Raw genomic sequence first — 23,529 nt, forward strand, 5'->3', positions numbered from 1 at the left:
TGCAATGGCGCTAGAATTGGCGGCGATGGGAAACGGCAAAACGATCATTCTGGCGGGCATGGCGGGTGCGCAAGTGAGAGTGGGGCGCGTGATCGCCGCATTCAAGCGCAGCTTCTATGTGGCCGACGCCGAGGGGCGCATTGCCTGTGCCGGCGGCCCCGATCTGGGGGCGGGGCCCTTGAACATCCTCTATGCCGTCTGCCCGCCGATCCCGGACGTCGGGGCGGCGTGGCGCTTTGATCTGAACAATGTGCCGATCTGGCGGCCCGCGCCGTGGCCGCACTTCGATGCACCCGCCAGCCGTCGCGTGGCGGCGGCAATCCCGCGCGACAAAGGTTTGCTGACCCCGCCGGACGGCGATCCTTTCAAAGAAGCCGCCCAAGCCCCGCTTGCAGCCCTCGCTTTGTGGCAAGGCGGGCCGACACCGCCGATCCTCGCGAATCTGCTCGGGCTTGGGCCCGGCCTCACGCCGGCGGGCGACGACGCGCTTGGCGGAGCGGCGCTGGCCTTGCGCGCCTGCGGCCGGATGGAAGACGCCGATGCGCTCCGCAAATTTCTGGGCGCGCGGATGGCGACGGCCACAAGTGTGATATCAGCCGCGCATTTATCTGCTGCCCTCGACGGGATGGGCGCGCAAGCGCTGCACACGATCCTTGCCGATATCGTGCGAGGGCGTATGCCGGAACTCAGCCCCCTCGACGCGATCGGCCACAGCTCGGGCTACGACGCGCTCGCCGGGATCCTGGCCGTTTTAACGTAGGCGCGAAATCGCGAGCGCCAACTCGGCCGCGCGCGCGTTCGACGGGGCCACCAGAATGCCGGCCTGCTCGAGCTTGCGCACTTGGCTGGCGCGATGCTGCGGATCGAGATCGGTGCCGATCACGGATGCGATCACGGCCGGGCGCTGGTCGCCGGCGGCGCCTACGACGCGCGCGGCGGCCCCGGCCGGATCTTCATGCGCGCCAAAGCCGATCACGATATCCACGAGTACGACGGCCACGCCCGATTCCTCGAGCGCCTGAGCAAGGGCTGCGTCGCGCACCGTGGGATCGATCATCGGATGCGGGCGGCCAACCGTGTATTCGTCGGCCCCGTAATCGACGAAGCTGTGGCCCGAGGCAGGTTTCGTCTGCAAAGCGCCGGGTACGGGCGCGTTCGACCAGAACGCTTCACCCGCCGCGCGCAGCACCAGCTGCGCTTCGGCGCACAACGTGCCGCCGCTATAGACGCCGCGCACCCAGCGCCGCGCAGGTGCCAAATGCTCGCGCGCTTCGGCCGCTTTGGCCTCCACGTCGAAGCCCGCATCCACACCTGCCCCGCCAGTCGTGCGCGCAACCGCGTCGGCAGCAGCAGCCGCAAGCGTGGGCGCAAAGCGCGCATTGGCGGGCATGCCCGCGCCGTCCGCGCCCAGAAAACAGATTGTGAAATTCTTTGGGCTCTTGGCCACGCGCGCCAGCACGGTTGCCGCGACCGATGCAGCCGGCGGCTTCGAGACAATCACGATATGCGAAGTGCCTTCATCGGCATCGAGCGCGTCGATTGCCGAAAGCATCGTAAGACCGCCGACGCGCTCGGACAAATCGCGCCCGCCCGTACCGATACCGTGCGAAACGCCGGCCCCCGCGCGCGCGATCAGGCAAGCCACTTCCTGCAAGCCTGTACCCGCCGCCGCGACAATGCCGATCGGCCCTTGCGGCACTTGGTTCGCGAACGCGAGCGGTGTCCCCGCAATCATCGCCGTGCCGCAATCCGGGCCCATCACCAAAAGACCGCGTTCGCGCGCTTCGAGCTTCAGCGCGCGTTCTTCTTCGATGCCGACATTGTCGGAAAAGATCATCGCATGCATGCCGCGCGCAAGCGCTTTGCGCGCTTCGGCGGCTGCAAACGCACCCGGCACCGAGATCAGCGCCAACGTCCCGCCGCCAAGGGCGCGCATCGCGGCGTCGATCGACCGCGGCCGACGCTCGGCTCCGCCGCGCGCCGTGTGCTTGGGCCGGTCGAGCATCGCATCGGCTTCGTCGAGAGCTGCGTCGGCTGCCTTGGCATCGCCCGCCTTGACCGCGACCACGAGATCGTTGGCACCCGCTGCACGGCCCGTCGCGTCGAGCAGGCCCGCATCTTCCATGATGCGCAGATTGGACGGCGTGCCGATCATCAAGGCAGCCGAGGTGACACCCGGCAGCGCCGACAGAGTCTGCGACAGCCGCATGAGGGCGACCGAGTCGAGATAGAAACCTTTGCGGATGCGATTGGCTTTGGCCGACATCACGCCACCCCCATGATTTCGGCGACGGCGGCAAGTGCCTCGTCGAAACATTTGAGCGGCGCCTTGACCGTTCCCGCACCGACCTGGCCGATCCCCGGCTTCTTGTGCGCGATGCCGGTATTGATCGTCGGCGCAATTCCGGTTTCGACGACCTTGCGAATGTCGATACCGACGGGTGTGCCCGCAAAATCGAGGCCGGGGATCGTCCAGTCGGGATTGCGACCGACGGCGATGTCCATCATCGCGCGCGTGATGTCGAGCGCATCGGACGCGGAACCCGCCCCCACGAAGCCCGCGACGGCGGGCGAGGCCGCCATTGCAAAGCCGCCCAAGCCCACCGTTTCGACGATCGCGCTGTCGCCGATGTCGGGATTGGCGTCGGCGGCCGAATAGCCCGCGAAGTAAAGCCCCGTCGGCTGTTCGACCGGGGCCGTGAACCAGCGCTCGCCGGTCGCGGCCACGCGAATGCCGAACTCGGTGCCGTTGCGGCACATGGCGGTCACCAGCGTGGCATTGGCGATGCCCTTGGCGGGATCGGCGATCGCCTTGCCCATCGCCATCGCGACATTCAGGAAAAACTGGTCGTTGCCGCCGATGAACTCGAACACGCTCGCAAGCTTGGCGGGATCGGAAATTGCGCGCGCCAGATGCGGCGCCATCGCGCGCACGAACAAACTCGTGCAGGCGACGTTGCGCTGGTGCATCTCGTCGCCCATCGTGAGGCCGCGCGCGATGATGTTTTTGAGGCCGAGCCCGCCCGAGGCGCGCAAGGCAGCCGCCAAAGCGGGGGCGAGGTCGCTCGCCAGCCAACGCAGGCGCTTCAACACGTCGGCATCGTTGCCGCCGAAGCGCATGACCTTGCCGAGCCCTTCGTTGAGCGTGCAGTAGGCGCGGTTGCCGAAAGTGCGGTTCTCGACGACTAGGACCGGCATTGAGCGCGTGATCATGCCGGTCATCGGCCCGACGGCACCCAAATGATGGTTCGGCACAAACTTGATGCCGCCCGAAGCGGCGAGGCTGTCAGCAGCTTCAAGATCGGGCGCCCAGCCTTCGAGCACAATGGCCCCTTGGATGGCACCGCGAAGCGGCCCGCACATTTGGTCCCACAGGATGGGCGGGCCGGCATGGCCGATCATGCGATCTTCAAGACCGTTCAAAACGTCGCCTGCAACCTGCACGTCGATCAAAACCGGATCGGCAGCAAGCAGCCGTTTCAGCGCCTCGGCATTGGCGGCTTCGATGGCAGGCACGCCGTCGAGCTTGGCAAGCAGGCGGGCGAGCCCCGCATCGCCGCGCGCGGGCGGCTGCCAATCGAGATCGACGACCGGAATGTCGGCGGCCGCCAAATCGCGGGCGAAGCTTTCGAGCCCGATATTGACGACTTGGAGCGGCGTTTTGAGAAGCGAATCGACAGTCATTGAAATGTCCTAAACCGGAGGCGCGCGGGAGTGAAGCTTGGGGCCGTCGCTTTTGCAAGGCTCGCGGCAGCACCAATACAATATTCCCAGATTCCAGGTCTGTTTTCTCTTTTTAGGCCGCCGACGGGCAAGGGTCTGTTAGGCTCGCACCCATGAGCGATTCCCGCACGCGCCTTGCTGCCGCCCTTGCCGAACGCTTCGGCGAAAATTTTGCCATTCCCAACACGCCCAACGTCGCCGCCCTCGCCCCCTTGGCCGAGCGCGGCTCGGTGCGCAGATATTCGGATGCACATGTAGACCCCGCCCTCGTGCGCTTGCTGTGCGCGATCGCCCTTGCGGCCCCCAGCAAATCCGATTTGCAGCAGGCCGATATCGTCGCGGTCGAGGATCCAGCACTGCGCGCAACACTCGACGGCTATTGCGGCAGCAATCCGTGGGTTGCGGCGGCACCTGTCTTCCTCGTTTTCTGCGCCAACAATCGGCGCCAGATGCGCGTGCACGAACGCCAGGGGCATGAATTCGCCAACGACCATCTCGATGCGATGTTCAATGCCGCCGTCGATGCCGGTATTGCGCTCGCCCAGTTCGTGGCGGCGGCCGACCTCGTCGGGCTCGGCACGTGTCCCATTTCAGCAATCCGCAACCGGGCGGCCGACGTGTCGCGCCTGCTCGGGCTTCCCGCGCGCGTGTTCCCGGTCGCAGGCCTATGCGTCGGCTGGCCCCGCGAGGCCGTGCGCATTTCGCCGCGCTTGCCGACAGCTTTGCGCGTGCACGCCGATCGCTACGACGAGGGCGATCTCGATGCCGCCCTCGAGACGTACGATGCGCGCCGCAACCGCACGCGGCCTTTTGCCGCACAGCGCGATCCTGCGCGTTTCGGCGAGGCGGCTGCCTATGGCTGGAGCGAGGACAAAGCGCGCCAATATGCGAACCTGGAACGCGGCGATTTCGGCGCCTATATTCGGGCTATCGGATTCAAACTGGATTGAACGCCATGACCGCTGCCCTGGCCCCGACGGCCGCCGAAACGATGTTCGATTTTGCGGCCCTGTCGGCCACACCCGCGTCGCACGATCCGTTCCTGCATCTGGTCGTGCCGAATTTCGTGCGTGGCGAAGCTGTCGATCGCATCGATCGCGACTGGCCGCAGATCGGCAAGCCGGGTGCTTTTCCCACCTCGTCCTTGAGCCTGAAGCCGGCGGCACAGGATCTTGTCGCCGCACTCGAGAGCGACGCGTTTCGCGAAGCGATTTCGGCGAAGCTCGATCTCGATCTTTCGGGCCTGCCGACCATGATCACGTTCCGCGACCGCTGCCGCGCGCGCGACGGGCAGATCCACACGGATTCGAAAACCAAAGTCGTGACCGTTCTGCTCTATCTCAACAAGCCGACCGGCGGCTGGCAGGACCAGGGCGGGCGCCTGCGCCTGCTGCGCGGTCCTGAAAGCCTCGAGAACTACACGACCGAGATTTCGCCGGTGGACGGCACGATGCTCGCCTTCAAATGCACGCGCGATGCGTGGCACGGCCATGCGAGCTACGAAGGCCCGCGCCACGTTCTGCAAATGAATTGGATGGTCGACCAGGCGACCAAAGACCGCGAAGAAGGCCGCCACAAAATGTCGGCGTTCCTGAAGAAGCTGAACCCGTTCGGCTGAAGCCAAACGCGACGCTTACGCCTCGCCCATCGGCTCCATGCAGGCGGCGGCCACAGCTTCGGCCGGGTCCTTGCCGCCCCACACGACGTATTGGAACGCCGGATAGAACCGCTCGCACTCGGTGAGTGCGACGTCCACGAGATCTTCGATCTGTTCGACCGTTGCCCCGCGCGCACCACGCAGCGGTACGGCATGGCGGAAGGTCGGGAGCCCGTCTTCGCCCGACAGGTCGAAATGGCCGAGCCACAGGCGCTCGTTGGCGAGTGCGAGCAACTCGGTCACCACGCCGCGGCGATGCTTGGGCAAGCGCAGATCGAGCGCGCAGGAGAAATGCAGCGCACTCATGTCTTCGTTCCAGGCGAAATAGACCCGGTAGTCGCACCAGCGGCCGGGAATTTGCGCGACCAATTCCTCGTCGGCCGCGCGCTCGCACGGCCATTCGTTCGCGGTCACGATTTCTTCGATGATGTCGAGCGGGTTGACGGCGTTTTCGGAAGTCTGGTGCACCGAGACGTCGGCCATGCCGTGGGCTCCCACTGGAACGCAAAATTGAACCTTTTCGCGTTCCCGCCCGAATTGCCCGCCGGCCTGACCCGGAAGTTGCGACTCGACGCAGGAACACAAGGGATAGCGTGCCAAACGCGAGTCAAGGGAGCAATGAAATTTCGCAGTTACCCCCAAGATAACGCGTGGGGGTGGCACTGACCGCCACTATATGACGGGATCAAGACGATGAGTCGGCGGCGGATGCGGCCTTCAACCTATTGAGTTCGGCCGCAAGCGCTTCGATCTGGCTTGCCAGTCTCTCGTTTTCGAGACGCGCATTGGCGGCCATTTCCTTGACCGCCTCGAACTCGTCGCGCGCCACAAGATTCTGGCTTTGCAGCCAGCGCTCGAGCACGAGGCGCGCTTGCGCGTCGATTTCCTGGCGCAATGCGCCGAAAGCAGATAGGGCGCCGGTGGCGGCGCGCGAAAGATCGTCGAGGATTCGGTTGTCTGTTTGCATAGCGCTATTATGGCCCCGAGATGCGTCTTGTTGCAACGGCGTGCGCCAAGCACCTATAACCCCCCAACATCTTCTAACCCCACGGCATCTTCGGGCAACAAACGGACATTCCATGATCGTCGTCACGGGCGGGGCAGGTTTCATCGGCGCCAATCTTCTGGCCGGACTCGAGGCGAAGCTTTCGAGCCCGCTCGTGTGCGTGGACCGCATGGGTACCGGCGACAAATGGCGCAACATCGCCAAGCGCAATCTCCACGATCTTCTGCGCCCCGAAGACCTGCCCGCGTTTCTCAGCGCCAACAAAGGCCGCATCGAAACGATCTTCCATATGGGGGCCAATTCGAGCACGACCGAAACCGACGTCGACGAAATCGTGCACAGCAACGTGCGCGCCACGCTCGATCTGTGGGATTGGTGTGCGGGCACCGGCGTTGCCTTCATCTACGCCTCGTCGGCCGCCACCTACGGCGACGGCCGGTTCGGTTTCGTCGACGATCCGTCGCCCGCCGCCCTTGCGAAGCTCGCCCCGCTCAATCCTTACGGCTGGTCCAAACATTTCATCGATCGGCGCATCGCGGCCACCTTGGCCGATTCCAAAGCCAAGCGGCCACGCCAGCATGTCGGCCTCAAATTTTTCAACGTCTACGGCCCCAACGAATATCACAAGGGCGCGCAGCGCTCGGTCGTGCACCAGATCTATCCCTATGCAGCCAAGGGGGCGCCGTTCGAATTGTTCCGCTCGCACAAGCCGGGCGTGCCCGATGGCGGGCAGAAGCGCGACTTCATCTGGGTCGGCGACACAGTCGATGCGATGCTGTGGCTGCAGGCCAATCCGCAGATCTCGGGCCTGTTCAATCTCGGCACCGGCAAGGCGCGCACGTTTATCGACCTTGCCGCTTGCGTCTATCGCGAGGCGGGAACCGAGCCAAACATCGCCTGGCGCGATACGCCCGAAACGATGCGCGACAAATACCAGTATCTGACAGAGGCGAGCACCACGCGCCTGCGCCAGGCGGGCTACACAAAACCTTTCACCGAGCTCGAAGAAGGCGTGCGCCGCTATGTGCGCAACCATCTCAGCGCTGCGGACCCGTATCTCTAGATGGCGATCGCGTTCCCCGCCATCGATCCCATCGCCCTGGAACTGGGCCCCATCGTCGTGCGCTGGTATGCGCTGGCCTACGTGGCCGGCATCCTCGGCGGCTGGCGCTATGCTGCGTCGCTGAATGCGGGACGCTTGCGCACGATGACAGCCGAACAGCTCGACGATTTTGTCGTCTGGGTCACACTCGGCATCATCTTGGGCGGGCGCTTGGGCTATGTGCTGTTCTACAAGCCCGGCTACTATCTGGGCGAACCGCTCGAAGCCTTGATGCTGTGGCGCGGCGGCATGAGTTTCCATGGCGGGCTGCTCGGCGTCATCGCGGCGATCGTGCTGTTCGCGCGCCGCAACAAGCTCGATCTCTTCCGCGTGGGCGATCTCGTCACGGCTGTCGTTCCGATCGGCCTGTTTTTCGGCCGCATCGCCAATTTCATCAATGGCGAGCTCTATGGGCGTGCGGCACCGGACATACCATGGGCGATGGTGTTTCCGCATGGCGGGCCTGAGCCGCGCCATCCGAGCCAGCTCTACCAGGCCGGGCTCGAAGGGCTGTGCCTGCTGCTGCTGCTCTACGCGCTCACGCACAGTTCGAAGTGGCGCAACCGCCCCGGTGCGATCGCGGGCGCTTTTCTCGCGGGCTATGGTGTGGCGCGTTGCATCGGCGAATTGTTCCGCGAGCCCGATGCGCATCTGGGCTTCCTGTGGGGGCCGCTGACGATGGGCATGCTGCTGTCGCTGCCGATGATGGCGGCCGGTGCGTGGCTGATCGCGACGGCAAGCAGCCGCGCGTGAGCGCACTCGCGCGCAAACTCGGCGCCCGCATCGCCGCAAGCGGTCCGCTGCCGGTGGATGCGTACATGGCCGCGTGTCTGGCCGACGAAGAATTCGGCTACTACCGCCGCACAAACGCCATCGGTGCGGCGGGCGATTTCACAACCGCACCCGAGATCGCCCAGGTGTTCGGCGAATTGATCGGCCTGTGGCTCGCCGACCAATGGCAAGCGCAAGGTTCGCCGCAGCGTTTCAACCTCATCGAGCTTGGGCCGGGGCGCGGCGTATTGATGCAGGATGCGCTGCGCGCCGCAGGCCAAGCCCTGCCCGCCTTCGTTGCAGCCGCGCGCCTACATCTCGTCGATATATCGGTGCCAATGCGCGACGAGCAGCGCCGTCGTTTAGGTGCCTACGCGCCCGCTTGGCACGCCGAACTTGCCGACGTGCCGAACGATGCGCCCTTGTTCGCGATCGCCAACGAGTTTTTCGACGCTTTGCCCGTACGCCAGCATGTGCGCCGCGGTGCCGCCTGGCACGAACGTCGCGTGGGCTTGCACGAAGGCCGCTTGGGCTTCGTCGAGGGCGATGCGGTCGAAGTCGATTTCGCACGCCCCCAAACGCCCGAGGGTGCCGTCGTCGAGACCTGCCCCGCAGGCGAAGCGATTGCGCAGGCTTTGGGTGCCCGCATTGCCGAGCATGGCGGTGCGGCGCTTGCGATCGATTACGGGACGGCCGTCTCGGGCTGGGGCGACACGCTGCAGGCCTTGCGCAAGCACAAGCCAATCGACGTGTTCGACCAGCCGGGCGAATGCGATCTCACGGCGCATGTCGATTTCCCGGCTTTGATGGCGGCGGCACGCGACGGCGGGGCGGCGAGCTACGGCATTGTAGGGCAAGGCGCCTTCCTTACACGCCTTGGCCTGCCGGTGCGCCTCGGGCGCTTGCTCAAATCGGCCGCACCGCGCCAAGCGCGCGATCTTGCAAATGCCAGCCAGCGCTTGCTTGATCCGCGCGAAATGGGCACGTTGTTCAAAGTCGTTTGCATCGTCCCGGCAGGTGCATCGCCGCCGCCGGGTTTCGCCGCCGAGCTTGAAATCTGACATGTCGCTGGTCACGCTGGGATCGCTGAACCGCCAAGACGGCATGCGCCATGCCTTCTTCTCGCGCCATGGCGGCGTGAGCACGGGCATCTACGGCTCGCTCAATTGCGGCCTCGGCTCGCGCGACGCGCCGGAAGCCGTGCTCGAAAATCGCGCGCGCGCTGCCGCCTTGCTCGATATGCCGGGCGCTGCGATCTCGACACTTTATCAAGTGCACGGCTCGGCCGTGGTCGAACTCGAAGCGCCGCTTGCCGCCGATGCGCGCCCGCAGGCCGACGCGTTCGTGAGCAAAACGCCGGGCGTGGTGCTGGGCATCCTCGCGGCCGACTGCACGCCTGTGCTCTTTTGCGATGCGCAAGCGCGCGTGATCGGGGCCGCCCATGCCGGGTGGAAGGGGGCGGTTGGCGGCGTATTGGAGGCCACGATCGCCGCCATGGCGAAGCTCGGTGCGGCCCCCTCGCGCATCGTTGCCGGTATCGGCCCCTGCATCGGCAAACAAAGCTACGAGGTGGGGGCGGAGTTTCCGGCCCCATTCCTGGCGCGCGACCCGGCGGCAGCGCGCTTTTTCGCACCCGGCCGTGTGCCTGGCAAATTCATGTTCGATCTGCCGGGCTATGTTGCGGCCAGGCTCGAAGCGGCCGGGATCGCCGAAATCGAAGCGACCGGCAACGACACGTGCGCGGAATCCGATCGGTTTTTCAGCTATCGTCGCAGCTGCCTTAGGGCTGAGCCCGATTACGGGCGTGGCCTGTCGGCGATCGTTCTGGAGCCGTGAGCCATGCCCTACCTGCTGGTCTTCCTGCTGATCTTGATTTTGGGTCTGGTCGTATCGTGTTTCGCCTAGCGGCGGCACTGCTCGCCTTGCTTTGTGTTGCCTGCGGACCCGTGCCGCGGCCTTTTGCGCCCGACGACAAAATCCAGGCCCCCAACCCATTGCTGCGTCTCACCGACCATGGCGGCGTGGTCGTCGCCCCGGCGGCCGGCCTGCCGTTGGCTCAAGGTCGCGCCGTGGCCGAGGCGGTCGCCCAGGCATTGCGCGAAGCCGACATTCCGGCCAATGCGCGCATCGGCAATCCCTACAGCCTCGTGCTCGATCTGCAGGCATTGCCGGCATCGGAGGGGCTCGCACTGGCGGCAAGCCTCGTCGATCAAGACGGGACCAATCTCTTCGACGGCGAATCGCGCGGTGCGTTTCCCTCCAATCCCGAACAGCCCGCAGGTTGGATCTTTTTGGCGCAACCCTTGGCGCGCGCGATCGTGCTGGCAATGAAGCCCGAAACCGCGATCGCGCGCCGTCTGCCGGCGGTCCTGGTCGGCAAAGTGACCGGTGCGCCCGCCAACGACGCGAACGCGCTCGCGCGCAGTCTTGCCTTCCAACTGGGCCGCGCGGGCCTGCGCGTCGTCGATGCGCCGGGAGCCGACACGATCACGGTCGAAGGCGAGGTCACGATCGCCGAACTGGGGTCGGAGACGCGCCGCCTGGCCGTCGCCTGGCGCGTGAGCGACAAAAACGGCGTCGAACTCGGCCGCGTCGACATGCAAAACCACGTGCCGCGCGTGTCGATCGAGCGGCAATGGGCCGAATTGTCGTTCGAAATCGCCACCGCCGCCGCCGAGGGCATTCTCGACATTGCCGAGCGCGCGCGGCTTGGGCCCGATTGACAGCACCCCGATTGACGTCGGGCGAATGGCGCCCTACCTCTAGTAATGTCCCTTTTCAGCCGAGGCAGCCCCATGTCCGCCAAACGCGCCAAACCGAAAAACGCGACCTCGTCGGCGGGCCCGTCCGCAGCCGATAGCGCCGATTTGACGCTCGGCATCGAAGATCGCGCCCTCGACGCCGCCTTGCGCCTTGCCGCCACGCGGCGCTGGACCGACATCGCCCTTGGCGAGATCGCCGCAGAGGCCGGGCTCACGCTCGGCGAGATGCTGCGCCATGTGCGCTCGAAATCGGCGCTGTTGGCGTCCTTCTCGCGGCGCATCGATGAAGCGATGCTGGCGACCCCCGCCGAGGCGGACGGCTCGGTTAAAGATCGGCTGTTCGAATTGCTGATGCGGCGTTTCGACGCGCTTGGGGCCTATCGCGATGCCGTACAGGGCATTCTTGACGGCATGGCGCGCGATCCGGCCACGACCCTGTGCCAGGGTCCGGCCTTGGTTGCCAGCATGCGGTATCTGGGTGACGCCGCCGGGGTAAAAACCACAGGGCTGCTAGGGCCTTTAAAGATCAATGCCTTAGCTGCCGTCTATTTGTGCACCCTTCGCGTTTGGCTCAAAGACGACAGTGCAGATGCAGCAAAAACCATGGCGGATCTGGACAAGAAACTTGGACGTCTTGAGTCTTGGACATCGAGTTTTCCAGCCTTTTTGAAGAGCAGCCCGACCTAATAAAGGGCGCCTGGATTTCTGCTGCACTGCACAAATTCGCTTGACGTGTCCGACTCCGTGGGGCATTTTGCCCAAGCTTTAAGCTTGCCCGATTGCGAGCTGTGAAAAAGTCACCTGCTTGCGAGAGGAACCACGCCATGATGAAGGGGACCCCTAAGATGCCGTTTGGCGATTTCGACTTCGGAAAGATGTTCGACATGTCCAAATTCGACATGACGAAGCAGATGGGCGAATTCAAGTTCGCTGCCGTCGATATGGAAGGCGTGGTTGCCACGCAGCGCAAGAACATCGAAGCGCTCGCCAAGGCCAACCAGCTTGCCGTCGAAAGCATGCAGGCGATCGCTCGCCGCCAGTCGGAAATCTTCCGCTCGATGATGGAAGAAGCCTCGTCGGCCGCGCGCGAAGTGATGGCCGCCGGCAGCCCCGAAGAAAAGGCCGCCAAGCAGACCGAAATCGTCAAGGACGCCTTCCAGCGCGCGGTCGTAAACATGCGCGAACTGGCCGAGCTCGTGGCGAAGTCGCAGACCGACGCGATGGAAGTTGTGCAGCAGCGCGTCGCCGAGAGCCTCGACGAAATCAAGACGGTCATCGCGAAGAAGAAGTAATTTTTTCTTCGTGCTAAGAGACAGGCCCCGCCGGAAACGGCGGGGCCTTTTTCGTTGTGGAGACGGGTGCGATGGACCAGATCGGATTTGCCGATTTCGAGCGCGTGGATATTCGAGTGGGCACCGTGATTGCGGTCGAGCCCTTCCCGCAAGCGCGCAAACCCGCCTTCAAGCTGCAGATCGATTTCGGGCCCGAGATCGGCGTCAAAAAAAGTTCGGCGCAGATTACGGTGCACTACACGCCCGAAACCCTGGTCGGCCGCCAGGTCGCGGCCGTGGTGAATTTCCCGCCGCGCCAGATCGGCCCGTTCATGAGCGAGGTGCTCACGCTGGGCTTTCCCGATGCGAACGGTGCGGTCGTGCTGATCGGCCCGTCGCTGCCCGTGCCCAATGGCGGCAAGCTTTTCTGAGGAAGTGCGATGACCGATCCCAAGATCCTTCTCGTCGGCTGCGGCAAAATGGGCGGGGCCATGCTGCAAGGCTGGCTTGCCGATGCGGGCCTTGGGCCCTTTGTGGCGGTCGAGCCTGGCCCCGCCCCTGCAGCCGCCCATGCGCACGTGCGCCATGTCGCCGATCATGCCGCCATTCCGGCCGACTTCGTGCCGGACGTCGTCGTTTTCGCGACCAAGCCGCAGGTGATGAACGACGTCGCACCAGCCTATCGGCGTTTTGCGCGTGCGCTGTTCGTGTCGATCGCAGCGGGAACCACGATCGCGACGTTCGAGCGTCATTTGGGTTCCGGCATCGCGATCGTGCGCGCGATGCCGAATACGCCGGCGTCCGTCGGGCGCGGCATTTCGGGCGCTTACGCAAGCCCGGCCGTTTCGCCCGACCAGCGTGCGCTTGCCGACCGGCTGCTGCGCAGCGTGGGTGCGGTCGAATGGGTGGCGAGCGAAGCCCTGATCGATGCCGTGACGGCCGTCTCGGGCTCGGGCCCGGCCTATGTGTTTTTGCTGGCCGAGGCATTGGCGGATGCCGGCGCAAAAGCCGGTTTGCCCGCCGATTTGGCCCAACGCTTGGCCCGTGCGACGGTCGCAGGGGCCGGCGAGTTGCTGCACCAAGCCCCTGAATCGGCAGAACAATTGCGCAAAAACGTGACCTCGCCCAACGGTACGACGGCGGCCGCTTTGGCCGTGCTGATGGCGACAGACGGATTCGGCCCGCTCCTCGAGCGTGCCGTTGCCGCCGCCGCCAAACGCGCCCGCGAACTCGCCAGTTAGAGGCGGCTCCACGAGCCATAGACAGACCAGGGCGACGCTGTTATTTTCCCGGCCGCTCGCGCTGGACGGTGTTTTCGACCCGCGCGGGCTTGTCGTTTTTGGCATCGCTATCAAGACTTTGCGCGACCTTGCGCGCGACGGATCGGCACGATGAAAATTCTCGCCTGCAATTCCAACCGGGTCCTGGCCGAAGCCGTCGCCGAATATCTCGATATTCCGCTGACCAAGGCGAATATCCGGCGCTTCGCGGACCAAGAAGTGTTCGTCGAGATTCTCGAAAACGTGCGCGGCGAAGACGTCTTCGTCGTGCAGTCGACGAGCTTCCCGGCCAACGACCATCTGATGGAATTGCTCGTTTCGATCGACGCGTTGCGCCGCGGCTCGGCGCGCCGCATCACGGCCGTGCTGCCGTATTACGGCTACGCGCGCCAGGACCGCAAATCGGGTCCGCGCACGCCGATCTCGGCCAAGCTTGTGGCAAATCTTATCACGACTGCCGGTGCCGACCGCGTGGTCACGGTCGATCTGCACGCCGGCCAGATCCAAGGCTTCTTCGACATTCCGCTCGACAATCTGTTCACCGCACCCACTTTCGTCAAAGACATGCGCGACCGCTTCAAGGGTGCGGACGTTGTGATGGTGAGCCCGGACGTCGGCGGTGTCGTTCGCGCGCGCGCGATCGCCAAGCGCGTCGAGGCCGATCTTGCGATCATCGACAAGCGCCGCGAACGTGCGGGCGTTTCGGAAGTCATGAACATCATCGGCGACGTCAAAGGCCGCACCTGCGTGCTGGTGGACGATATCGTCGACAGTGCCGGTACGCTGTGCAATGCGGCCGTGGCGCTGATGGACGAGGGTGCCAAAGAAGTGTGGGCCTACGTGGTGCACGGGGTGCTTTCGGGTGCGGCCGTTGCGCGCGTGACGGCGTCGCCCCTCAAAGAACTCGTGCTGACCGATTCCATCCTGGCGACCGAGGCCGTGAAGGCGGCCGCGAACATCCGCCAGGTGCCGATCGCGCCCTTGCTGGCCGAGGCGATGAAACGCATCAGCGAAGAACGTTCGGTTTCGAGCCTGTTCGACTAGAGCAGCCGCGAAACCGACGACGACCGACGTTGCGGCACCCCTGGAGGCCGGCGTCGGAACCCTGGTAGAGGAGAGTAGAGTATGTCGACTGCAATCAAACTCGCGGCCACCGCGAGAGAGCGGGCTGGGAAAGGGGCCGCCCGCGCCGTCCGTCGTGAGGGCCGTGTTCCGGCCGTCATCTACGGCGACAAAACAGCCCCTGTGATGATCTCGCTCGATCCGCGCGACATCATGCGCGAAGCGTCCAAGGCCGGGTTCTTCACCCGTCTTTACGACGTCGAGGTCGACGGCAAAGCGCACCGCGTTCTGCCGCGCGACATTCAGTTCCACCCGGTGAACGACAAGCCCGAACATGTCGACTTCCAGCGCGTGGGCGAAACCACGCGCGTGCGCGTCGAAGTGCCGGTCAAGCTCGAGAACCTGGAAAAGTCGCCGGGCGTGAAGCGCGGCGGCGTGGTCAATCTCGTGCGCCACGCGATCGAAGTGTGGGCGATGCCGGGCAACATTCCCTCGCGCATCGTGATCGACATGGCCGGTCTCGACATCGGCGATTCGATCCACATCGAAGCGATCAAGTTGCCCGAGGGCGTGAAGCCCACCATCGCGCGCAACTTCACGGTCGTGGCCTTGCGTGCCCCCAGCGTGTCGAAGGTCGAAGAGAAGACCGAGACCGTTGCGGCAGCCGCAGCCCCTGCGGCCGACGGCAAGGCGGCACCCGCCGCTGCCGCCGGAGCGAAGGCCGGCGACGCCAAGGCGGCACCCGCCGCTGCGGCCGCCAAGCCTGCTGCCAAGAAGTAAGCCAGCGACGTTTCGCGAAAATTCGGGGCCCGGACCATGAAGCTCCTTGTCGGGCTTGGCAATCCGGGCCCCGAATACGCGAACAACCGCCACAATGTCGGTTTCCATGCCCTCGATGCCGTCGCGGCACGCTGGCATTTCGGCCCCTGGAAAAAGCGCCTGGGCGGCATCACGGCCGAGGGCGACATTGCAGGCCACCGCACCGTGGCGCTGAAGCCGCTCACCTACATGAACGATTCCGGCCGCTCGGTCGGCGAGGCAAGCCGGTTTCTGAAGATCGTGCCGAACTCGATTGTGGTGGTGCACGACGAACTCGACCTGCCGCCCGCCAAAATCCGCACCAAGTCCGGCGGCGGCCATGGCGGGCACAACGGTCTGCGTTCGATCGACGCCCATCTCGGCACCAAGGATTATCGGCGCCTGCGCATCGGCATCGGCCATCCGGGCGACAAGGCGCTGGTGTCGGACTATGTGCTGCACGATTTCGGCAAGGGCGACCGCTTGTGGCTCGAGCCGCTGCTGGCCGCGATCGCTGACAGTGCTTCCATGCTGCTCGACGGCAACGAGGCTGGGTTTCTCAACAAAGTGGCGCGCCTGACGGCGCCGCTCAAACCGGTTTGAAGGAACAGGAATATGGGTTTTCGCTGCGGAATCGTGGGCCTGCCGAATGTCGGCAAATCGACCCTGTTCAACGCGCTGACGGCGACGGCAGCGGCGGCGGCGGCGAACTATCCGTTCTGCACGATCGAGCCCAATGTGGGCCGCGTGCCCGTGCCCGATGCGCGCCTCGACAAACTCGCTTCGCTCGGCAAGTCGCAGCGCGTGGTGCCCACGCAGCTTGAGTTCGTGGATATTGCGGGCCTCGTGCGCGGGGCGTCCAAGGGCGAAGGCCTCGGCAACCAGTTCCTCGGCCATATCCGCGAAGTGGACGCGATCGCCCACGTGCTGCGCTGCTTCGAGAACGGCGACATCGTGCACGTTGAAGGCTCGATCGACCCGATCCGCGATGCCGAGACTGTCGAAACCGAATTGATGCTGGCCGACATGGACAGCCTCGAAAAGCGCCTGCCCAATCTGCAGAAAAAAGCCAAAGGCGGCGACAAAGAATCCAAAGCCCAGATCGAGATCATCGAGCCCGTACTCGAAGCCCTGCGTGCGGGAAAGCCCGCCCGCACCTTCGTGCCCTCGGCCGAACAGCGCGAGACCTTGCGCCAGCTGCAGCTGCTGACGGCCAAGCCTGTGCTCTATGTGTGCAATGTCGAAGAGGAAAGTGCCGACAAAGGCAATTCGCTGTCGGCCAAAGTGGCCGAGATGGCGGCCCGCCAGGGGGCTTCGAGCGTGGTAATTTCGGCCGCGATCGAAGCCGAGATCTCGCAGCTGGCCAGTGCCGAAGAACGCCAGGAGTTTCTGGCCACGCTCGGCCTGTCGGAGACCGGCCTGACGCGCGTGATCCGCGCGGGCTACGGCCTGTTGGGCCTGCTCACCTTCTTCACGGTGGGGCCCAAGGAAGCGCGCGCTTGGACCGTGCGCGCGGGCGCCAAAGCGCCCGAAGCGGCGGGTGCGATCCACAGCGATTTCGAACGCGGCTTCATCGCGGCCGAAACCATCGCCTATGCCGATTACGTGGCGCTGGGCGGCGAAGCGGGGGCCAAAGAGGCCGGCAAGGCCCGCACTGAAGGCCGCGACTACACGGCCAACGACGGCGACGTATTCCTTTTTAGATTCAACGTCTAATATCCACAACCTCCGACCGGAGGCCGAAAAAAACTTCGCCGCCTGTGACGAAGGGCACTTGACAGCTTTCGCACGACTGCAGGATGTTCTGTCGGAACAACTGCACCCGTGCGAAAAATAAGCAGCATGCAAGTGGTTTCCCCGGCCCGTCTGCTCCTCATTCTGTGCGCGCTTGCACTCGGTGCGTGTGCGGCGAACAATCGCCGGGCCGAGGATTTCACCGCATTCAAGGGCGGCAAAGACGCCGTCATTCTGGTTTTGCCCGTCGATGCCGAATTGTCGGAGCTTTCCTTCGGCGGCTATCCGACGACGCGGCGCGACTGGACGCTCGCCGCACGCGAGCATCTGAACGCCAATCTGCGGTCGGCTTTGCAGAAAAAGTCCATCTCGGCCGTCTTCGGCGAAACCCAAGAGCCCGACGAGGCGACCGCAAAGCTGTTGCGGGTGCACGCGGCGGTCGGCCAGTCGATCATGAGCCACCAATACGAAGGGCCGGCCAAGCTGCCGACCAAGGCCAGCGGCTTCGACTGGACCTTGGGCACCGACGCGCGTGCGCTGGGCCAGGGGTCGACGGCGAACTATGCTCTTTTCATTCATGTGCGCGACTCGTATTCGTCGGCGGGGCGCGTCATGGCGCAGGCGATCGCGGCTGCCGTGTTCGGCGTGGCGATACAAGGCGGCGCGCAGACGGGCTTCGCTTCGCTCGTCGATCTGCAGACGGGCCAGGTCGTCTGGTTCAACCGGCTGCTGCGCGCGGCGGGCGATCTGCGCACGCACGAAGCGGCGATCGAAACCGTCGAGGTTTTGCTGGCCGGTCTGCCCGAATGAACCTGACGCGGCGCATGTTTCTGGGCGGCCTTTGCACCTGCAGTGCGGGCGGCCTGCTCGCCTGCACGCCGACCGATCCGGGCAGACCGCGCCTCGACGCAGGCATCGGCGGCCAAAGCGACCTTTCGCCGCGCAACCAGCCAGGCCAGCGCCACGGCACCGATGCCGATCCGGATGCGGGCATGCGCGAGACCTTTGAAGGCATGGAACGGCGCCTCCAGGCCTCGCGCTATCGCGTGCGCGAGGCCAAGGTGAACGCCTATGTCGGCGGCATCGTGCAGCGCATGGCCGGCGAATTCGCTTCCGACATCCGCACTTACATCGTACGCGTGCCCGATTTCAACGCGACCCAAGCCCCCAACGGCATGATGCAGGTATGGACCGGCCTGCTCGTGCGCTGCACGAACGAATCGCAGATGGCGGCCGTGCTGGGGCACGAGATCGGCCACTACACGCGCGCGCACGGCCGCGAGGGGCACAATGTGCGGCGCAGGAATGCCGACCTCGGGCAAGCGCTTGCGATGGTGCTGGGGGCCGCCGGAGCGCCCCAGCTTGCCGACATCAACAACGTGCTGCTGACAGCGAGCAGCTTCGGCTACAACCGGGAAAACGAGCGCGAATCGGACGAGATCGGCATTCGCCTGCTGGCCGAGCACGGGCTTTCGCCAATCGAAGCGGCGCGAAACTGGGAAAACATCACGACCGAGTTCGAGGCGCGCGGCCTTCCGCGCAGCCAAAGTCTGCTGTTTTCGACCCACCCGTCCGACGAGGAGCGCACCGAGCATTTGCGCCGCCGCGCGGGCGAGCTTCCGCCCGGCGAGGCGCACGCGGCGCGCTATCGCGACGGCATTTCCGAGATACGCGAATACATCTTCGAAGAGCAGATACGCACGGGCGTGCATGCGAGCACGATCGTCATCGGCGACCGCTGGCTTGCCGAGTTTCCGGGCGACGGCCTTGCCCTCTACGCCAAAGGCGAAGCGCTGCGCTTGCGCGCCAAGACGGGCGACGACGAAGCGGCGGCGGCGGCACTCGACGCCGCCATTCGCGATACGAATACCCCCGCGAATGCCTGGCGCGGCTACGGCCTCTTGCGCCGCAAGCTGGGGCAGGAGGCGGAGGCGCGCGAACTGCTGACCGAATATCTCCGCCGCGCGCCCAACGCGCCCGACCGCGATCTTGTCCGACGCAGCCTTGCAGGATAGAGCATGACCGTGAGACTTCGCCGCTTCCTTCGCGTTCTCGCCTTTGTCGGCCTTGCTCTGGCCGTGGCCGCCTGCCAGCACTACGCGGCGATCGGGCCAGGCAGCTACGACGTCCACGGCAAAATCGCCGTCCAGCTCGACAGCCAATGGAACCGCCAGGTCGCCGGGCCGCGCGCGGCTTGGGACGAAAGCTGGACGCGCAATGGCCCGTTGCTCGACGCGCTCGTGATCGCGGCCGGCATTGCGGACGGCAAACCGCTCCTCGATGTGAGTGGCAAAGCGGCCGAGCAGTTGCCCAAATTCCGCCCTGGCATGGCGCCTGGTGACATCGTGACTTTGGTGCAAGGCACGCTCGGCTCTGCCGCGAAGGCCAGCGATTTCGAAACCACGAAGATCGAGACGACGCATATCGACGGGCGCGAGGCGGTACGCTTCGAATTCACCTTCGGAACCGGGGCCGACAGCCCGCTCGAAAGCGACCGCAAAGCGCTTGGCGTGGCGGTCGAGGTCGACCGTCAGCTCTACCTCGTGCTGTTCCATGCCGTCGAAACCCACTATTTCGAGGCTTTGCGCCCGACGGTCGAAGCCGTGATGGAATCGGTCCGAATTCGGGCAAAAAAGGCCTGAAGCCCCCCTGCCCCTTGCCCGACTCGGGGGCCAACCCCCATAGTTCGCGGAGTTTTTCCGCTTCGCACGAGGGTATGGATGGGCCATCCGATCGAACTGACCGCCACCGACGGCCACCGCTTCCAGGCATGGCGCGCCGATCCGCCGGGCAAGCCGCGCGCGGGCCTCGTGATCGTGCAGGAGATTTTCGGCGTCAACGACCATATGCGCAAAGTCACCGACGGATTCGGCTACGACGGCTATCTGGCTTTGTGCCCGGCTTTGTTCGACCGCGTGACCCCCGGCATCGAGCTTGGCTACACCGAAGACGACATCGCCAAGGGCCGCGAAGTGCGCGGCAAAGTGCCCTATCCCAAAGCCCTCAACGACATCGCGGCGGCAGCGGCGGCGCTGCAGCGTGCGGGCTGCATCAAAGTGGCGGTGATCGGCTATTGCTGGGGCGGCACGCTCGCCTGGCTTGCGGCCACGCGCGTGACCGGCATCAACGCCGCGATCAGCTACTATGGCGGCGGGGTCGCGGAACACGCGCAGGAAAATCCGCGCTGCCCGGTCTTGTTCCATTTCGGCGAGACGGACGCCTCGATCCCGATGTCGGACGTCGACAAGATCGGCCGCATGCAGCCCGACACCGACCTGTTCGTGTATCCGGCCGGGCACGGTTTTTCGTGCGACGCGCGCGGCAGCTACGACAAAGCTTCGTCCGACAAAGCGCGCGAACGCACGCGCGAGTTCCTGCGCCGCTACGCCGGCTGAACCTTTGGTTGCAATGCCTGGCATGCGTTTGCCGAGGGCCATCGCGTTCTCCTAGGCTTTCGAAAAGGCGATGGCCACACCGCCCGCAAGCTCAGGCGGCACATGGAGGCCCGCCCCGCGATCGCGCTCGAATTCGATGCCGCCGGCCTTGAGGGCGGCGGCACATTTGTCGAGATCGGCCGTGCGCAAGGTGAGGCCCGCATAACCTTGGCGCACGGGCTCGTCCGGGGCGACGGCCGGGTGCATGAAGGTCATGTCGGCGGCGGTCACGAACATCAAAAATCCGCCGCCGCGCCCGCAGCGCACGGCAAGCGTGTCGTCGGTCGCAACGGCCGAGCCGAGTCCGAAAATCGCTTCGAACGGCTCTTGCAGGGCAAGCGGCGATTCGACCACGCAGGTGATGCTCTCGATGCCCACGACTTGGTTCGGGTGCGCGCACCATTCCGGCCGCCACACAAGCTCACGCGAGAGATGCTCGGTCACGAACGGCTTGAGCCCGCCCGGATAGGGCAACTCGGGCATCGCGAGCGCAAAACGCGGCTCGACATTGCCGCTTGGCAGTTCGATGAAGCGCGAAAGATCCTTGACCGTATGGGGCAGCCCGCGCGCACCCAGCCAATCGGCGGCTTCGCCCGCTTTTTCGGCGGCCCAGGCGAGGCCGAGCAGCCCCGGCCCATCCGCGCTGAGCATCGCAGCCAAACCATTGTCGAAACCGGCCGGATCGATCTGGCCCAGCAGCTCGACATAGTCGTGTGCGAACATGACGCAGTAATTGCCGGTCCCCCAGCCTTTGTGGCGACCGCGCGGGCTCACGACGAAGCCCAGGCTCTGCCACAATGCGCGCGCGGCCTCGAGATCGTCCGTACCGACGATCGCGTGGTCGATGCCGCGAAGGGGACCGATCACCGCGGCACCTAGCGCAGTGCTGCGGCGATGTTGCCGCCATCGACCGTGAGGATGGCGCCCGTCGTCTTCTCGGCCAACGCCAAGAACACGAAGGCCTGTGCCACGTCTTCGGCCGTCACTTCGCGGCCCAGGAGATTGCCGCCCATGTAGTCGCGCTCGCTCAAGCCCCGCGCTTTCGAGCGGCTGGCGATCATCGCATCGGTCAGCAAACCGGTGCGCACGCGGTCGGCATTGATGCCGTTCGCGCGAATGCCGAGACTGCCGTAATCGACCGCGTATTGGCGCAGCAAGAACAGCGTCGAAGCCTTCGGCAGACCGTAGGGCCCGAAATCGGGGCCCGGATTGACCGCCTGCTTCGACACGTTGAACAGCAACGCTCCGCCCGTTCCTTGCGCCTTCATCACGCGCACGGCGTTCTGCGCCACATGCTGGTGCGCGAAGAAATTGAGCTCGAAACTGTCGCGCAGGACCTTCTCGTCGACCTCGCCGATCTTGCCCTGCCACGCGGCCCCGGCATTCGACACGACGATGTCCACGCCGCCAAAGCGCGCCACGGCCGCATCGAACGCCGCACGCACGTCGCCGGGCTGGGTCACGTCGCAGGCCAACCCAAGCCCGCCGAATTTGCGCGCAGCTGCTTGGGCCGAAGCCCCGTCGCGGTCGAGAATCACGATCTCGCAGCCCTCGGCCGCAAACGCCGCCGCACTCGCAAGCCCGATGCCCGACGCCCCGCCGGTGACGAGTGCGACATGGCGCTGCAGGCGTTTTTCAGCCGCCTTGCCGAGCTTGGCCTGTTCGAGCGACCAATATTCGACGTCGAACAGATCGGCCTCGCTCACGCTTTCGAAGCGGCCGAGCGCTTCGGCATCCGCAATCGTCGCGGCGGCATTCTCGATGAGATCGCCTGCGATCTTCGCGTCTTTGGATGTCGCACCGGCGCAGAAAGCGCCAATACCGGGGACCAGCACCACGCGCGGGCTCGTATCGAGGATCTTCTTAATGCCGCCCACACGCGCGTTGTGCGTCTCGAAATACGCGCGATATTCGGCATCGTAGGCGGCCCGCTCGGCGCGCAGATTGCTCGCAAACGCGTCGAGTTCGCCCGCCACGGGGGCCGCGACGACCATCGGCTTGCCCTTGGTGCGGATCACATGATCGGGCGTGATGACGCCCGAACGCGCATAGCGCTGCACCTCGGCACCGTTGACGAAATTCATCACGGCCGGGCTCTTGCGCAGATCGAGCACGAACCGCTTGAAGCGCCCTTCGCCCGACGGCAACGCCAGAACGCCGCGAATGAGCGGTGCTATTTCGGCCGCACTGGCAAGCTTCGCCGGCAGTGGGCTTGCGGCGAAAACCTTGCGGCCCGCTTTGGCAAGCCTTGCTTCGGCAAGGCTCACAAGCTCGATCATGCGGTCGTAGGACTCTTGCGCCGTTGCCCCCCACGCGAAGATGCCGTGCTTGTGCAGCACCAGCCCGTCCGCCTTGGGGTGTGCGGCCGCCACTTCGCCCGCGCGCTTGGCAAGATCGAAGCCCGGCATAACGTAATCGACGATAGGTGCGCGATCGCCATAGACCTCGCGCAGCAGATCCATGCCGTTGGCATGGTCCGACACGCCGAGCACGGCATTGGCATGCGTGTGGTCGATGAATTTCGCGGGCAGGAACGCATGGAACAGGGTTTCGACCGACGGGTTCGGCGCGTTGGAATCCAGCAGATTGAGGCGCTGGAAATTGACCATGTCTTCGTCGGTGAGGCGGTCGAGCTTGGTGAGTTTGCGCAACGGCTCGAGGCGCACGGCCGGCAGGCCCGGCGGCTCGATCGAACCCATGTCCCAGCCCGAGCCCTTCACGCACAGCACGTCGACTTCCTCGCCGAGCGTGTCTTTGAGGCGCGTTTTGACCGAACTGTTGCCGCCGCCATGCAGCACCAGCTCCGGCACCTGACCGATCAGGCGCGTGGTGTAGGTCTTCAGCGCAATGTCTTCGTTCCAGCCTTGCGCACCGTATTTGGCGATGGCGGCATTGGCATCGGCTTGGCTGTAGAGGTTTTTCATGTGCG

General features: G+C 65.1%; 26 protein-coding genes. 20 read left to right on the plus strand and 6 right to left on the minus strand.

What is annotated here, in order from left to right; all coding sequences use genetic code 11:
• The first annotated feature begins 25 nt into the window (after window positions 1-25).
• Complete coding sequence (locus O9320_03240; protein MCZ8309841.1) at window positions 26-760, plus strand: DUF2877 domain-containing protein; 735 nt, start codon at window positions 26-28, stop codon at window positions 758-760.
• On the opposite strand, the gene fdrA is transcribed toward O9320_03240, so the two are convergent.
• A complete protein-coding gene (gene fdrA / locus O9320_03245; protein ID MCZ8309842.1) occupies window positions 752-2,266 on the minus strand; it encodes an acyl-CoA synthetase FdrA in 1,515 nt (504 codons plus the stop codon). The genes O9320_03240 and fdrA overlap by 9 nt on opposite strands.
• Window positions 2,266-3,684, minus strand: a complete 1,419-nt coding sequence (locus O9320_03250; GenBank protein MCZ8309843.1) for a DUF1116 domain-containing protein — start codon at window positions 3,682-3,684, stop codon at window positions 2,266-2,268. Before O9320_03250 ends, fdrA begins: the two co-directional genes overlap by 1 nt.
• A gap of 152 nt (window positions 3,685-3,836) precedes the next feature.
• Here O9320_03250 and O9320_03255 point away from each other — a divergent pair, with 152 nt between their 5' ends.
• Both O9320_03255 and O9320_03260 read left to right on the plus strand, forming a co-directional pair.
• Window positions 3,837-4,673 (plus strand): nitroreductase family protein, encoded by an 837-nt coding sequence (locus tag O9320_03255; GenBank protein ID MCZ8309844.1) that lies wholly within the window; start codon window positions 3,837-3,839, stop codon window positions 4,671-4,673.
• A gap of 5 nt (window positions 4,674-4,678) precedes the next feature.
• Window positions 4,679-5,341, plus strand: coding sequence for a 2OG-Fe(II) oxygenase (locus O9320_03260; GenBank protein MCZ8309845.1), 663 nt, complete (start codon window positions 4,679-4,681; stop codon window positions 5,339-5,341).
• A gap of 15 nt (window positions 5,342-5,356) precedes the next feature.
• Here the strand turns inward: O9320_03260 and O9320_03265 are convergent, their stop codons facing one another.
• The gene (locus tag O9320_03265; protein MCZ8309846.1) at window positions 5,357-5,863 is read right to left on the minus strand and encodes a YbjN domain-containing protein; all 507 of its coding nucleotides are present in this window, start codon (window positions 5,861-5,863) and stop codon (window positions 5,357-5,359) included.
• Window positions 5,864-6,065: 202 nt separating this feature from the next.
• Window positions 6,066-6,347, minus strand: coding sequence for an accessory factor UbiK family protein (locus tag O9320_03270; GenBank protein ID MCZ8309847.1), 282 nt, complete (start codon window positions 6,345-6,347; stop codon window positions 6,066-6,068).
• 112 nt (window positions 6,348-6,459) lie between these two features.
• On the opposite strand from O9320_03270, the gene rfaD reads away from it, so the two are divergent.
• From rfaD to O9320_03355, 17 genes are all read left to right on the plus strand, one after another.
• The gene (rfaD, locus tag O9320_03275; protein ID MCZ8309848.1) at window positions 6,460-7,449 is read left to right on the plus strand and encodes an ADP-glyceromanno-heptose 6-epimerase; all 990 of its coding nucleotides are present in this window, start codon (window positions 6,460-6,462) and stop codon (window positions 7,447-7,449) included.
• A complete protein-coding gene (gene lgt, locus O9320_03280; protein MCZ8309849.1) occupies window positions 7,450-8,241 on the plus strand; it encodes a prolipoprotein diacylglyceryl transferase in 792 nt (263 codons plus the stop codon).
• A complete protein-coding gene (locus O9320_03285) occupies window positions 8,208-9,320 on the plus strand; it encodes an SAM-dependent methyltransferase (protein ID MCZ8309850.1) in 1,113 nt (370 codons plus the stop codon). Before lgt ends, O9320_03285 begins: the two co-directional genes overlap by 34 nt.
• Before the next feature lie 7 nt (window positions 9,321-9,327).
• A complete protein-coding gene (gene pgeF, locus O9320_03290) occupies window positions 9,328-10,095 on the plus strand; it encodes a peptidoglycan editing factor PgeF (GenBank protein ID MCZ8309851.1) in 768 nt (255 codons plus the stop codon).
• Window positions 10,096-10,205: 110 nt separating this feature from the next.
• Complete coding sequence (locus O9320_03295; protein MCZ8309852.1) at window positions 10,206-10,982, plus strand: hypothetical protein; 777 nt, start codon at window positions 10,206-10,208, stop codon at window positions 10,980-10,982.
• 72 nt (window positions 10,983-11,054) lie between these two features.
• Window positions 11,055-11,708, plus strand: a complete 654-nt coding sequence (locus tag O9320_03300) for a hypothetical protein (GenBank protein ID MCZ8309853.1) — start codon at window positions 11,055-11,057, stop codon at window positions 11,706-11,708.
• 158 nt (window positions 11,709-11,866) lie between these two features.
• Window positions 11,867-12,313: a phasin family protein gene (locus O9320_03305; GenBank protein ID MCZ8309854.1), complete on the plus strand. Its 447-nt coding sequence runs from the start codon at window positions 11,867-11,869 to the stop codon at window positions 12,311-12,313.
• A gap of 71 nt (window positions 12,314-12,384) precedes the next feature.
• A complete protein-coding gene (locus O9320_03310; protein ID MCZ8309855.1) occupies window positions 12,385-12,723 on the plus strand; it encodes a tRNA-binding protein in 339 nt (112 codons plus the stop codon).
• 9 nt (window positions 12,724-12,732) lie between these two features.
• Window positions 12,733-13,533, plus strand: a complete 801-nt coding sequence (gene proC, locus O9320_03315) for a pyrroline-5-carboxylate reductase (protein MCZ8309856.1) — start codon at window positions 12,733-12,735, stop codon at window positions 13,531-13,533.
• A gap of 150 nt (window positions 13,534-13,683) precedes the next feature.
• Window positions 13,684-14,616 (plus strand): ribose-phosphate pyrophosphokinase, encoded by a 933-nt coding sequence (locus O9320_03320; GenBank protein MCZ8309857.1) that lies wholly within the window; start codon window positions 13,684-13,686, stop codon window positions 14,614-14,616.
• An 81-nt stretch (window positions 14,617-14,697) separates the two neighbouring features.
• The gene (locus O9320_03325; protein ID MCZ8309858.1) at window positions 14,698-15,414 is read left to right on the plus strand and encodes a 50S ribosomal protein L25/general stress protein Ctc; all 717 of its coding nucleotides are present in this window, start codon (window positions 14,698-14,700) and stop codon (window positions 15,412-15,414) included.
• 36 nt (window positions 15,415-15,450) lie between these two features.
• Window positions 15,451-16,035: an aminoacyl-tRNA hydrolase gene (pth, locus tag O9320_03330; GenBank protein ID MCZ8309859.1), complete on the plus strand. Its 585-nt coding sequence runs from the start codon at window positions 15,451-15,453 to the stop codon at window positions 16,033-16,035.
• A gap of 12 nt (window positions 16,036-16,047) precedes the next feature.
• Window positions 16,048-17,148 carry a redox-regulated ATPase YchF gene (gene ychF, locus O9320_03335; protein ID MCZ8309860.1) on the plus strand — a complete coding sequence of 367 codons (1,101 nt, stop codon included), beginning with the start codon at window positions 16,048-16,050 and terminating at the stop codon, window positions 17,146-17,148.
• A gap of 126 nt (window positions 17,149-17,274) precedes the next feature.
• A complete protein-coding gene (locus O9320_03340; protein ID MCZ8309861.1) occupies window positions 17,275-17,976 on the plus strand; it encodes a hypothetical protein in 702 nt (233 codons plus the stop codon).
• On the plus strand, window positions 17,973-19,181 hold the full coding sequence (locus tag O9320_03345; GenBank protein ID MCZ8309862.1) for a M48 family metalloprotease: 1,209 nt from the start codon (window positions 17,973-17,975) through the stop codon (window positions 19,179-19,181). Before O9320_03340 ends, O9320_03345 begins: the two co-directional genes overlap by 4 nt.
• Window positions 19,182-19,184: 3 nt before the next feature.
• Window positions 19,185-19,808 carry a hypothetical protein gene (locus O9320_03350; GenBank protein ID MCZ8309863.1) on the plus strand — a complete coding sequence of 208 codons (624 nt, stop codon included), beginning with the start codon at window positions 19,185-19,187 and terminating at the stop codon, window positions 19,806-19,808.
• A gap of 78 nt (window positions 19,809-19,886) precedes the next feature.
• Window positions 19,887-20,561 carry a dienelactone hydrolase family protein gene (locus tag O9320_03355; protein MCZ8309864.1) on the plus strand — a complete coding sequence of 225 codons (675 nt, stop codon included), beginning with the start codon at window positions 19,887-19,889 and terminating at the stop codon, window positions 20,559-20,561.
• 51 nt (window positions 20,562-20,612) lie between these two features.
• On the opposite strand, the gene O9320_03360 is transcribed toward O9320_03355, so the two are convergent.
• Together O9320_03360 and O9320_03365 are read right to left on the minus strand one after the other, a co-directional pair.
• Window positions 20,613-21,467, minus strand: coding sequence for a VOC family protein (locus tag O9320_03360; GenBank protein ID MCZ8309865.1), 855 nt, complete (start codon window positions 21,465-21,467; stop codon window positions 20,613-20,615).
• Between the two features lie 8 nt (window positions 21,468-21,475).
• A complete protein-coding gene (locus tag O9320_03365) occupies window positions 21,476-23,524 on the minus strand; it encodes a bifunctional aldolase/short-chain dehydrogenase (GenBank protein MCZ8309866.1) in 2,049 nt (682 codons plus the stop codon).
• Window positions 23,525-23,529: the final 5 nt, after the last annotated feature.

Origin of the sequence: Magnetospirillum sp. (genome assembly GCA_027532905.1) — a bacterium.
Taxonomy (GTDB): domain Bacteria; phylum Pseudomonadota; class Alphaproteobacteria; order CACIAM-22H2; family CACIAM-22H2; genus Tagaea.

What these genes read in the sequence shown, in the direction of transcription:
- O9320_03340 (MCZ8309861.1), top strand. Translation starts at nt 17,275, where the DNA reads ATGCAAGTGGTTTCCCCGGCCCGTCTGCTCCTCATTCTGTGCGCGCTT.
- O9320_03320 (MCZ8309857.1), top strand. Translation starts at nt 13,684, where the DNA reads ATGAAAATTCTCGCCTGCAATTCCAACCGGGTCCTGGCCGAAGCCGTC.
- fdrA (MCZ8309842.1), bottom strand. Translation starts at nt 2,266, where the DNA reads ATGTCGGCCAAAGCCAATCGCATCCGCAAAGGTTTCTATCTCGACTCG.
- O9320_03345 (MCZ8309862.1), top strand. Translation starts at nt 17,973, where the DNA reads ATGAACCTGACGCGGCGCATGTTTCTGGGCGGCCTTTGCACCTGCAGT.
- O9320_03310 (MCZ8309855.1), top strand. Translation starts at nt 12,385, where the DNA reads ATGGACCAGATCGGATTTGCCGATTTCGAGCGCGTGGATATTCGAGTG.
- O9320_03355 (MCZ8309864.1), top strand. Translation starts at nt 19,887, where the DNA reads ATGGGCCATCCGATCGAACTGACCGCCACCGACGGCCACCGCTTCCAG.
- O9320_03365 (MCZ8309866.1), bottom strand. Translation starts at nt 23,524, where the DNA reads ATGAAAAACCTCTACAGCCAAGCCGATGCCAATGCCGCCATCGCCAAA.
- O9320_03350 (MCZ8309863.1), top strand. Translation starts at nt 19,185, where the DNA reads ATGACCGTGAGACTTCGCCGCTTCCTTCGCGTTCTCGCCTTTGTCGGC.
- O9320_03300 (MCZ8309853.1), top strand. Translation starts at nt 11,055, where the DNA reads ATGTCCGCCAAACGCGCCAAACCGAAAAACGCGACCTCGTCGGCGGGC.
- O9320_03325 (MCZ8309858.1), top strand. Translation starts at nt 14,698, where the DNA reads ATGTCGACTGCAATCAAACTCGCGGCCACCGCGAGAGAGCGGGCTGGG.
- pth (MCZ8309859.1), top strand. Translation starts at nt 15,451, where the DNA reads ATGAAGCTCCTTGTCGGGCTTGGCAATCCGGGCCCCGAATACGCGAAC.
- O9320_03270 (MCZ8309847.1), bottom strand. Translation starts at nt 6,347, where the DNA reads ATGCAAACAGACAACCGAATCCTCGACGATCTTTCGCGCGCCGCCACC.
- ychF (MCZ8309860.1), top strand. Translation starts at nt 16,048, where the DNA reads ATGGGTTTTCGCTGCGGAATCGTGGGCCTGCCGAATGTCGGCAAATCG.
- proC (MCZ8309856.1), top strand. Translation starts at nt 12,733, where the DNA reads ATGACCGATCCCAAGATCCTTCTCGTCGGCTGCGGCAAAATGGGCGGG.
- rfaD (MCZ8309848.1), top strand. Translation starts at nt 6,460, where the DNA reads ATGATCGTCGTCACGGGCGGGGCAGGTTTCATCGGCGCCAATCTTCTG.
- lgt (MCZ8309849.1), top strand. Translation starts at nt 7,450, where the DNA reads ATGGCGATCGCGTTCCCCGCCATCGATCCCATCGCCCTGGAACTGGGC.
- O9320_03240 (MCZ8309841.1), top strand. Translation starts at nt 26, where the DNA reads ATGGGAAACGGCAAAACGATCATTCTGGCGGGCATGGCGGGTGCGCAA.
- O9320_03255 (MCZ8309844.1), top strand. Translation starts at nt 3,837, where the DNA reads ATGAGCGATTCCCGCACGCGCCTTGCTGCCGCCCTTGCCGAACGCTTC.
- O9320_03305 (MCZ8309854.1), top strand. Translation starts at nt 11,867, where the DNA reads ATGCCGTTTGGCGATTTCGACTTCGGAAAGATGTTCGACATGTCCAAA.
- O9320_03250 (MCZ8309843.1), bottom strand. Translation starts at nt 3,684, where the DNA reads ATGACTGTCGATTCGCTTCTCAAAACGCCGCTCCAAGTCGTCAATATC.
- O9320_03260 (MCZ8309845.1), top strand. Translation starts at nt 4,679, where the DNA reads ATGACCGCTGCCCTGGCCCCGACGGCCGCCGAAACGATGTTCGATTTT.
- O9320_03265 (MCZ8309846.1), bottom strand. Translation starts at nt 5,863, where the DNA reads ATGGCCGACGTCTCGGTGCACCAGACTTCCGAAAACGCCGTCAACCCG.